General features: G+C 40.1%; 10 protein-coding genes. 7 read left to right on the top strand and 3 right to left on the bottom strand.

What is annotated here, in order from left to right:
- Positions 1-119: 119 nt before the first annotated feature.
- Complete coding sequence (gene fkpA / locus GQR55_RS19275; protein WP_024595253.1) at positions 120-866, bottom strand: FKBP-type peptidyl-prolyl cis-trans isomerase; 747 nt, start codon at positions 864-866, stop codon at positions 120-122.
- 215 nt (positions 867-1081) lie between these two features.
- Between fkpA and GQR55_RS19270 the strand changes: the two genes are divergently transcribed.
- Positions 1082-2080, top strand: a complete 999-nt coding sequence (locus GQR55_RS19270) for a hypothetical protein (protein ID WP_166421880.1) — start codon at positions 1082-1084, stop codon at positions 2078-2080.
- Positions 2067-2282 (top strand): SlyX family protein, encoded by a 216-nt coding sequence (locus tag GQR55_RS19265; protein ID WP_004335946.1) that lies wholly within the window; start codon positions 2067-2069, stop codon positions 2280-2282. The genes GQR55_RS19270 and GQR55_RS19265 overlap by 14 nt, the downstream gene beginning before the upstream one ends.
- 33 nt (positions 2283-2315) lie before the next feature.
- Here GQR55_RS19265 and GQR55_RS19260 read toward each other — a convergent pair whose 3' ends face one another.
- On the bottom strand, positions 2316-2519 hold the full coding sequence (locus GQR55_RS19260) for a YheV family putative zinc ribbon protein (protein WP_004589620.1): 204 nt from the start codon (positions 2517-2519) through the stop codon (positions 2316-2318).
- 132 nt (positions 2520-2651) lie between these two features.
- On the opposite strand from GQR55_RS19260, the gene GQR55_RS19255 reads away from it, so the two are divergent.
- The 5 genes from GQR55_RS19255 (at position 2652) to GQR55_RS19235 (ending at position 8216) form a co-directional block, all read left to right on the top strand.
- Complete coding sequence (locus GQR55_RS19255; protein WP_166421879.1) at positions 2652-4574, top strand: ATP-binding cassette domain-containing protein; 1923 nt, start codon at positions 2652-2654, stop codon at positions 4572-4574.
- Positions 4558-4980: a TIGR02444 family protein gene (locus GQR55_RS19250; protein WP_166421878.1), complete on the top strand. Its 423-nt coding sequence runs from the start codon at positions 4558-4560 to the stop codon at positions 4978-4980. The genes GQR55_RS19255 and GQR55_RS19250 overlap by 17 nt, the downstream gene beginning before the upstream one ends.
- Before the next feature lie 738 nt (positions 4981-5718).
- Positions 5719-6708, top strand: coding sequence for a hydrolase (locus GQR55_RS19245; protein WP_166421877.1), 990 nt, complete (start codon positions 5719-5721; stop codon positions 6706-6708).
- Positions 6708-6962, top strand: coding sequence for a YheU family protein (locus GQR55_RS19240; protein WP_166421876.1), 255 nt, complete (start codon positions 6708-6710; stop codon positions 6960-6962). The genes GQR55_RS19245 and GQR55_RS19240 overlap by 1 nt, the downstream gene beginning before the upstream one ends.
- A 57-nt stretch (positions 6963-7019) precedes the next feature.
- Positions 7020-8216, top strand: coding sequence for a dipeptidase (locus tag GQR55_RS19235; RefSeq protein WP_166421875.1), 1197 nt, complete (start codon positions 7020-7022; stop codon positions 8214-8216).
- Positions 8217-8644: 428 nt separating this feature from the next.
- Here the strand turns inward: GQR55_RS19235 and GQR55_RS19230 are convergent.
- On the bottom strand, positions 8645-9115 hold a 471-nt coding region (locus GQR55_RS19230; protein ID WP_240916927.1), incomplete at its 5' end, for an EF-Tu/IF-2/RF-3 family GTPase.

Genomic DNA, 9115 nt, shown 5'->3' with positions numbered 1-9115 from the left:
AGTTTTCCTCGCTCAGTCAAGCCAAGACCGCAGCGGTACGCTAGAAATAAAAAAGCCGCTCACCTTAAGTGAACGGCATTAGACCTAGGGTCCCTCTTTGCATTTACACAATAAGCTTATTATTGTGCTGGTGCTTCTTCGTTTTGAATTTCAAGTAATTCAACTTCAAATACAAGTGTTGAATTAGCTGGAATTTTACCTAAGTCGCGATCGCCGTAAGCAAGTTCTGAAGGAATAGTGAACTTGTACTTAGAACCCACTGACATAAGTTGTAAACCTTCAGTCCAACCAGCAATTACGCGGTTAAGAGGGAAAGTTGTCGGTTCGTTACGTGCATATGAGCTATCAAACTCAGTACCGTCTAATAAAGTACCTTTGTAGTGTACTTTAACTACATCAGTTGCTACTGGCTTTTCGCCATCGCCTTCGCTAAGTACTTCGTACTGTAGACCAGATTCAGTTACTGTAACGCCTTCTTTTTTAGCGTTGTCAGCTAGGTATTTAACACCTGCTTCTTTGCTTTTTTCAGACTCTACTTTTGCTTTTTCTTCTTGCTTAGTACGCACTGATGTATCTAGTTCAGTTAATACTTCGCGAATTTTTTCTTCGTCAAGTTTTGCATTACCAGCAAGTGCATCTTCAAAACCACGGATTAGAAGTGCTTGGTCTAGTTCAATACCAATTTCTGTTTTGTCTGCTAGGTCTTTATTTAAAAAGTTACCTACAGATGCACCAATACCGTATGCTTGTTGCTGTTCTACAGTGTCTAATTTAACTTCAGCTTGTTCTTTTTTTGCTTCTTGATTACAAGCTGTAAGCGCTAAAACTGACGCTGCAATCAATGACAATCTAATCGTCTTTTTCATTTTAAATCTCCGACACACTTTGCAGTTGTCATTTTAATGTATTATTACTAGTTAAAGATTAACGGCCCACATGATAGGCTGCTTGTTTAATGACTAAATTCCACATTGTTAGCTAAACTAAAAACATATCCAGTGATTAGACAAACAACCTAGGCATTTAACGCGTCCTAGTCTAACCTCTCAGTCACTAAGAGTTAAGGGGAAATACCTGTAATATGTCGATATTTCGTACTTTTTTAATCGTATTTAGCTGTTTTTTAGCCATCGCCTGTACCGATAAAAAACAACAAGCTGTAGCAAGTTACGAACATGCTGCACAAGGTGCGTTTTCATCAGCGCTGTCAAACGATGGTAAATACAGTTTAATCTCCTCTATCAACCATGGGGTCGCCCTGTGGGATAATCAACAGCAAGTACTAAAATACCAATGGTTTCAGCAGCAAGCTCAAGACAGCTTGGTATACGCTGTTGCTATTGCTTTTGATAACAGCGTGGCTGTTACCGCCGAAAAAACCACCTTTGCTGTGTGGGATATAACCACAGGCAAAAATAAAGGTTATTACAAAATACAAAAAGCCAGTATTCGCGATATTGCTATTAGCAATCAAGGCCGTAGTGTTTTATACGGCCGTAGCGACGGCGTTGTCGTATTTGTAAACCTAGAAACCGGACGTCGTATTGAGTTTTTAGGTCATCAAGATAAAGTTAACACCGTTGACCTATCACCTAACGGACGCTACGCCTTAAGTGGTTCTAACGATTATGTTGCTTACTTTTGGGATACACGTACAGGGCAAGTAATTCATCGTTTTAATCACCCAACGCGTGTTACCCAAGTGACGCTCGATCCACAAGGTCGCTATGCGTTTACGGCCGATAGTATGGCACAAGCAAATGTATGGAAGCTGACTACAGGTGATCTTGTGAGTAAACTGAAGTATATTGCGCGTCAGAAAATTTTTACTGCTGTGCGTTTTAACGAACAAGGCACTTTGCTTGCAACCGGCTCGCCAAATAAGCGCGTTGATTTATGGCAAATACTAAGCGGCGAAAAAATTCAAACTTGGCAGGTTACCCCGCGCGAAGGCAGTAAGCCTAAATCGGCGGTGGTGCTAGATGTGACATTTACAGATAACGGTAAGTCGTTGTTAACCGAAAGCTCCAGCGGTATCGCAGAGCGATTTATTATACGAGAGAATAATGAACACAATTGAACATCGCTTAATGGAACTTGAAGCCAAAGTGGCTTTTCAAGACGAAACGATTGAAGTTTTAAATGATGAAATAAAAGTACATCAGCAACTTTTAGCAAAAATGAAACGCCAAACAGAGCTGCTAGCAGAAAAAATTAAAGAGTCGCAGTCATCATCGTCTATGATGTCTGAAGTACCGGAGCCGCCTCCACCGCATTACTAAAGCCGGTAAAAATTAGGCAATAAAAAAACCGGGTTAGTCGCCCGGTTTAAACACACCAATTACTTGTTCAAATTGGCGAGTAGACGCCTGAACAGCGTTATCGGGTTGCGCCATTTTATGACCGCACTCAACACACTCTACTTTTTCAACATCATGTTCTCTGTATAGCATCATAGTATCCATGGCTTTACACTCAGGGCACGATGCACCAGCAATAAATCGCTTCTTTTGTCTCACAACATTTTTCCTGTGGTTTGAACTGCCGTTATTTTATCGTATAACTTCACTTGTTGATACGCTTGATAAGAGCATTAAGTTCTATGTTATGATAGCGCCAACTTAACAAGGGCACAGCAAAGTAACGCATTCATGATCCAAATCTCAGAAATAGAACTACTTCGTGGCGGTAAAGCCTTATTAAAAAACGCATCAGCTACGTTATTTCCAGAGCACAAAGTAGGCCTTGTTGGCGCTAATGGCTGTGGTAAATCTACGTTATTTGGTTTACTAAAATCTGAATTACAACTGGATGCCGGTAATTGCAGTATTCCAAAAGATTGGTCTATTGCCTCAGTAAAACAAGAAACCCCTGCCCTTGAAATAAGCGCGATTGACTATGTACTTCAAGGCCACCCAGAATACTACGCAATGCGCATAGCACTGCGTGAGGCCGAGAAAAACAACGATGGCGACACACAAGCCAAAGTACATATTCAGCTTGAAAACATTAAAGGCTACAGCATTGAATCAACCGCTGGTGAGCTATTACACGGCTTAGGCTTTGCCAATAACCTAATAGAAAACCCTGTAAGCTCGTTTTCGGGTGGTTGGCGTATGCGTTTAAACCTTGCCCAAGCATTGATACGCGATGCCGATTTACTATTACTCGATGAGCCAACAAATCACCTTGATTTAGATGCCGTTTATTGGCTTGAGCGTTTTTTACGTGCTTATACTGGCACCCTTGTACTTATATCGCATGACCGTGAGTTTTTAGATGCGGTAGTTGATCAAATTTGGCACGTAGATAAGCAACTTATTAACGTGTACAAAGGTAACTACTCGCAGTTTGAACGCCAAAAAGCTGAGCGTTTACTACAACAACAAGCAATGTTTGATAAGCAGCAAGATCAAATTGCACACTTAGAGCAATTTATAACGCGCTTTAAAGCAAAAGCCAGTAAAGCTAAACAAGCACAAAGCCGTGTAAAAGCGCTTGAACGCATGGAAAAACTAGCGCCAGCACATGCCGACTCGCCATTTAACTTTGAGTTTGCAGAGCCAAAAGCATTACCAAACCCACTAATGACAATAGATAAAGCTAAAGCGGGTTATGGTGACGTCACCATTTTAAATAATATAGAGCTAAACCTAGTACCAGGCAGCCGAATTGCTTTACTTGGAAGAAATGGTGCGGGTAAATCAACGTTAATTAAACTGCTTTCTGGTGATTTAGAGCCGCAAGCTGGCAAAGTTGTGCAGCACCACGGGTTAAATATTGGTTATTTTGCGCAGCATCAGCTTGAATCTCTTGATTTAAAAGCCAGTGCAATAACGCATATACAACGACTCGACCCAAAAGCAACTGAGCAATCACTACGTGACTTTTTAGGTGGTTTTGCCTTTATTGGCGATAAAGCTCTTGAGCCTGTAGCCCCATTTTCGGGCGGCGAAAAAGCACGTTTAGTGCTTGCCATGTTGGTATATCAAAAGCCAAACCTACTGCTTCTCGATGAGCCAACTAACCACCTTGATTTAGAAATGCGCCACGCACTTGTTATGGCCCTGCAAGGTTTTGAAGGCGCTATGGTTACCGTATCGCACGATCGCCATATGCTTAAAAACACCGCCGATGAATTTTACTTAGTAGATGATGGCAAAGTAACGCAATTTGGTTACGACTTAGATGCGTATTATCAATGGCTACTTAACGCCAATAAAGAAGCAGTTAAAGCACAGCAAAGCGACGAACCTAAAGCTAATCCTGGTGTTAACCGTAAAGAGCAAAAGCGCTTAGAGGCTGAATTTAGAAAAGCCACTCAGCCACTTAAAAAGCAAATTGAAAAGCTTGAAAAGCAACTCGATAAATTCACCGCTGAATTAAGTGAAGTGGAAGTAGCCCTTGGCGACAACGAACTCTACAACGACGACAACAAAGCCAAACTCAAAGAGTTATTGGCCAAGCAAGCAACCCTTACGCCTAAGCTTAACGACGTTGAAGAAGAGCTACTTATGGCACTTGAAAAAATGGAAGAAAAAGAGCAGGCATTCGCCGATGAACTTGCTCAATAGCGACCATTTTTGGCAGTTTGCGTGCACCTTGTACGCAAAGCCTGATCAACAAACAACCTTGCTGGCACTACAAAACCAGCAAGGAAAAAACGTTAATTTATGCTTATTACTACTTTATTTAGATTCATTAAATTTAAGTGTTAATGCCCAACAGTTAAATGAGTTAATAGACGCAATTAGTGAGTTTGATACTTATGCATTACAGCCTCTGCGCGCTGCTCGTAGCTATTTAAAAGCTAACCAGAATACAATAAGTGATTACGCCACAATACGCGCAGAGTTACTAAGCACTGAGCTAAAGCTTGAAAAACAACAGCAACATATGTTGATTGAAGCAGTAAATGAGTTGGAATTAATCGAGCATGCAGAACCAAACAATATTAAGCTATATATGAAAGCCACTTAGGCTGCTACTTTTTATACCCTCTTCTACTGCTCATTCTCTTTTCTTTGTGCAAAAAAATTTTAAGTGATTTATTCACAAAGAGGTTTAGAGGCGCTTCGCTTTTAGAGGAAAACAAACTAGATTACTTAGATAAAAATATAAATATTGAGCGGCTGTTTGGCTCAAGTAATTTATAGCTCTACCCTCATTTACTTCTCATTCTTTTCTCTTAGTGCAAAAAAAATTTAAGTGGTTTACTCAAAAAAGTTAAAAGCGCTACGCTTTAGGGGAAGTGAAAAAACATGGATTAAGATCAGTTCACTATTTCAAGCGAAAAACTCTCTTTGCCCTTTGGTAATAACTTATTAGCCCGTAAAGCATGATCTAAATCAACTTAGCTTCGCTCCTATATCTGCTTAGGAAAATAACTTGATCTCGATCACGTTGGGCCTCCTAAAAACCGCTTATGATTAACCCATCAACAACGAGGGGAACAAATCATGAGCGTATTCTTTAGAGATTTTTTTACAGATCCAGTTTTATTTATGTCTTTTGGATTTTTAACTATCGTTGTTTCTTTGTGTATCTTTTTTGCTTTTTTCTTTCTGAAAAAAATACATGATGCAGAAATTCCTGATCAAAATTAAGCACGACGCACTAAAGCGCCTTATTAGTTTACTAGTTAGGCGCTTTTTATTTTCTGAAGCGAAAAATTTGATACACTAGCTTTTCGTTTAATACAAAGTGCGTAGTACAAACATGATCTCTCAGTTCAAACCAGCATGGTGGATGACCAATCGTCACGTTCAGACCATAATGCCGCGTTTTTTCCGCCCATTTCACCACACTCGCTACGAACTTGAGCAACTTGATACACCTGATGGTGACTTTATTGAGCTCGCATGGTCACTTCCACATAACGAAACAGCTCCACTTGCCGTTGTTTTACATGGCCTTGAAGGCAATATAAATAGCTTTTATGCCAAAGGCATGATGAAGGCGTTAAAAAAACAAGGTTACGCAGTGGTGCTTATGCACTTTAGAAACTGCTCAACAGAGGTAAACCGCCTGCCGCGAGCTTATCACAGTGGTGATACCGCCGATTTAGCCTTTTTTATAAATCACTTAAAGCTGCAGTTTCCTGAGCGCACTATGGTCGCCGTAGGTTTTTCGTTAGGCGGTAACGTACTGGCCAAATACTTAGGTGAACAATCCCAAGCATGCCCCCTCAGTGCTGCAGCGGTGGTATCGGCGCCTTATGATTTGTCGTCATCAAGTGATGTTATTCGTAAAAGTTTAGGTAAAATTTATCAAAAGTATTTGCTCGATCGCATGAAAAAGTCGATGCAACGTAAATTGCCGCAAATTAAGCAGCAAATTCCTATAACTACCGATCAATTAATGAATATTGATGATTTATTAGAGTTTGATAACCAACTAACAGCACCGTTACACGGCTTTGAAAATGCCCACGATTACTATCGTAAAGCCAGTGCCATGCCGTACTTAAAAGATATTGCTATACCCACACTTATTATTCATGCCAAAGACGACCCAATGCTCTCAATTAAGGCCGTACCGAGTAGGCAAGATGTGAGTGAGCATGTTACGCTGCGCATCTCTGACAAAGGCGGACACGTTGGTTTTATTAGCGGTAAAAATCCGTTTAAACCTATATTTTGGTTAGAGAAAGCCGTACCCAGCTACTTTGGGGAACATGTACTAAATAAAGTGAGTAACGAGCAGTAATGATTATCCCTTTTGAACAACTCGATAAAGACACTCTTTACAATCTAATAGAAAGCTATGTACTTCGTGAAGGCACTGATTATGGTGAAGTAGAAGCAAGCATCGAATCTAAAGTTAACCAAGTTAAGGCGCAGCTTAAAAATGGCGAAGCAATGGTATTTTTCTCTGAATTACATGAGTCAGTTACTATTATTTCTAAGGGCGAATTTAAAGCGCTGCAAAGTGAAGAGCATCAAGCAGAGTCGTTTGATTAGCACTTGTAACTTTTGAATTGAACGTACACAATGGCTTTTTACCCAAAGAGCCAAAACATGATAAAACTCAGCACTCTAGTGGTAGCCGTATCACTAGCATTAACTAATCAAGTCCATGCAGAACAAACAATAACAGCATCTGACAAGGCAATTAAACTCGCTAAAGACACCATTTTAATTGATACCCATATCGACGTACCTTATCGAATTCACGAAAATTGGGTTGATGTAACTAAAGCGACAGCTGATGGCGATTTTGACTACCCTCGCGCTGTAAAAGGCGGTTTAAACGCACCGTTTATGTCGATTTATATTCCTGCGCATTTGGAATTTGAAGGTAAAGGAAAAAGCTATCAGCTAGCCAATCAAATGATTGATAGTATGGAAGCTATAGCCCAGCGCGCACCCGATAAGTTTGCTATTGCCAGCTCAAGCACTGATATAGAAGAGCAGTTTAAGCAAGGTAAGCTGTCTATTGCGATGGGTATGGAAAATGGATCTCCAATTGAAGGGGATATGAAAAACCTTCAGCACTTTTACGACCGTGGTATTCGCTACATCACGCTAGCGCACTCGCAAAGCAACCATATTTCAGATTCGTCTTATGATATTCGCCGTAAATGGAAAGGCTTAAGCCCATTTGGTAAAAAGCTAATTACTGAAATGAATAATATTGGTATGTTAATTGACGTATCACATATTTCTGATGATGCGTTTTATCAAGTAATGGAGCTCTCTAAAACCCCCGTAATTGCCTCGCATTCATCACTTCGTAAATACACGCCAGGCTTTGAGCGTAATATGAATGACGACATGCTATTGGCACTTAAAGAAAATGGCGGCGTTATTCAAATCAACTTTGGCTCAAGCTTTGTTACCGCTAAAGCAGGTAGTTGGGGCAAGCAATTAAAAAGCACAAAAGAGTCGGTTAAAAAAGGCGGGACTAAATTAAGCAAAGATTTTGATGCTGCATACCGTGCTAAAAACCCTTACCCATTTGCAAGCCTTGAGCAAGTACTTGATCATATTGATCACGTAGTTGAGATAATTGGTATTGATTATGTCGGTATTGGCTCTGATTATGATGGAGTTGGCGATTCACTGCCAATTGGCTTAAAAGATGTATCTAGCTACCCTAATCTTGTTCAAGGTTTAATGGACAGAGATTACAGCGATGCTGATATTAAAAAGATTCTTAGCGGTAATTTATTAAGAGTTTTAAAGCAAGCTGAAGAATATGCGAAAAAGCATTAAAGCTTTTTAGCATATATTAGTTATTGGCTAAAATACCAAAAGCTAATTCACTATAAGCGCGGCCTAGCCGTGCTTTTTATTGGTACCAATTTTATTAAAAGCATGATCATTTTAACGTATTAAATAACCCATTAACTGCGTAATTATTTTCAGCAATCTTTTTCCTCGGGTTTCGTAAAACTCAACCCAAGCTACGCCAAGAAAATTATAACGAAAAGCCAATCACTTTTCTTCAGGCATTAAAAAAGGCCACCTAAGTGACCTTTTTCTAATAATTAACTTTAAAGTTAATTATTACGCTACGATAGTTGCTACAAAGTACCTACGCCTAAGGTAAGAGCGCCACCTTCATATAACACTTTTCTTCAGACATTAAAAAACCCGAGACTAAGCTCGGGTTTTTTGGTAACAATTAGCTAGGCTAATAATTACGCTACGATAGTTGCTACAACACCAGCACCTACAGTACGACCACCCTCACGGATAGCAAAACGAAGACCTTCATCCATCGCGATTGGTGCGATTAGAGTTACTGTCATCTTGATGTTATCACCAGGCATTACCATTTCTACGCCATCTGGTAACTGTACGTCACCAGTTACGTCAGTTGTACGGAAGTAAAACTGTGGACGGTAACCTTTGAAGAATGGAGTATGACGACCACCTTCATCTTTCGAAAGTACGTATACTTCTGAAGTGAATGTAGTATGTGGGTTGATTGAACCAGGCTTAGCTAGTACTTGACCACGTTCAACGTCTTCACGTTTAGTACCACGTAAAAGTGCACCGATGTTTTCGCCAGCACGACCTTCGTCAAGAAGCTTACGGAACATTTCAACACCAGTACAAGTAGAACGAGTTGTATCATTGATACCAACAATTTCTACTTCGTCATTGAT

This window comes from Pseudoalteromonas sp. Z1A8, from assembly GCF_011378855.1.
In the GTDB taxonomy this organism is placed as follows: Bacteria; Pseudomonadota; Gammaproteobacteria; order Enterobacterales; family Alteromonadaceae; genus Pseudoalteromonas.
Note: the sequence above shows the minus strand (reverse complement) of the source record. Positions and strands in the feature narration are given on the sequence as shown.

Excerpts from the sequence above, each read along its gene's own strand:
- GQR55_RS19250 (WP_166421878.1), top strand. The coding sequence starts at position 4,558 with ATGAACTTGCTCAATAGCGACCATTTTTGGCAGTTTGCGTGCACCTTG.
- GQR55_RS19245 (WP_166421877.1), top strand. The coding sequence starts at position 5,719 with ATGATCTCTCAGTTCAAACCAGCATGGTGGATGACCAATCGTCACGTT.
- GQR55_RS19265 (WP_004335946.1), top strand. The coding sequence starts at position 2,067 with ATGAACACAATTGAACATCGCTTAATGGAACTTGAAGCCAAAGTGGCT.
- GQR55_RS19270 (WP_166421880.1), top strand. The coding sequence starts at position 1,082 with ATGTCGATATTTCGTACTTTTTTAATCGTATTTAGCTGTTTTTTAGCC.
- GQR55_RS19235 (WP_166421875.1), top strand. The coding sequence starts at position 7,020 with ATGATAAAACTCAGCACTCTAGTGGTAGCCGTATCACTAGCATTAACT.
- GQR55_RS19255 (WP_166421879.1), top strand. The coding sequence starts at position 2,652 with ATGATCCAAATCTCAGAAATAGAACTACTTCGTGGCGGTAAAGCCTTA.
- fkpA (WP_024595253.1), bottom strand. The coding sequence starts at position 866 with ATGAAAAAGACGATTAGATTGTCATTGATTGCAGCGTCAGTTTTAGCG.
- GQR55_RS19240 (WP_166421876.1), top strand. The coding sequence starts at position 6,708 with ATGATTATCCCTTTTGAACAACTCGATAAAGACACTCTTTACAATCTA.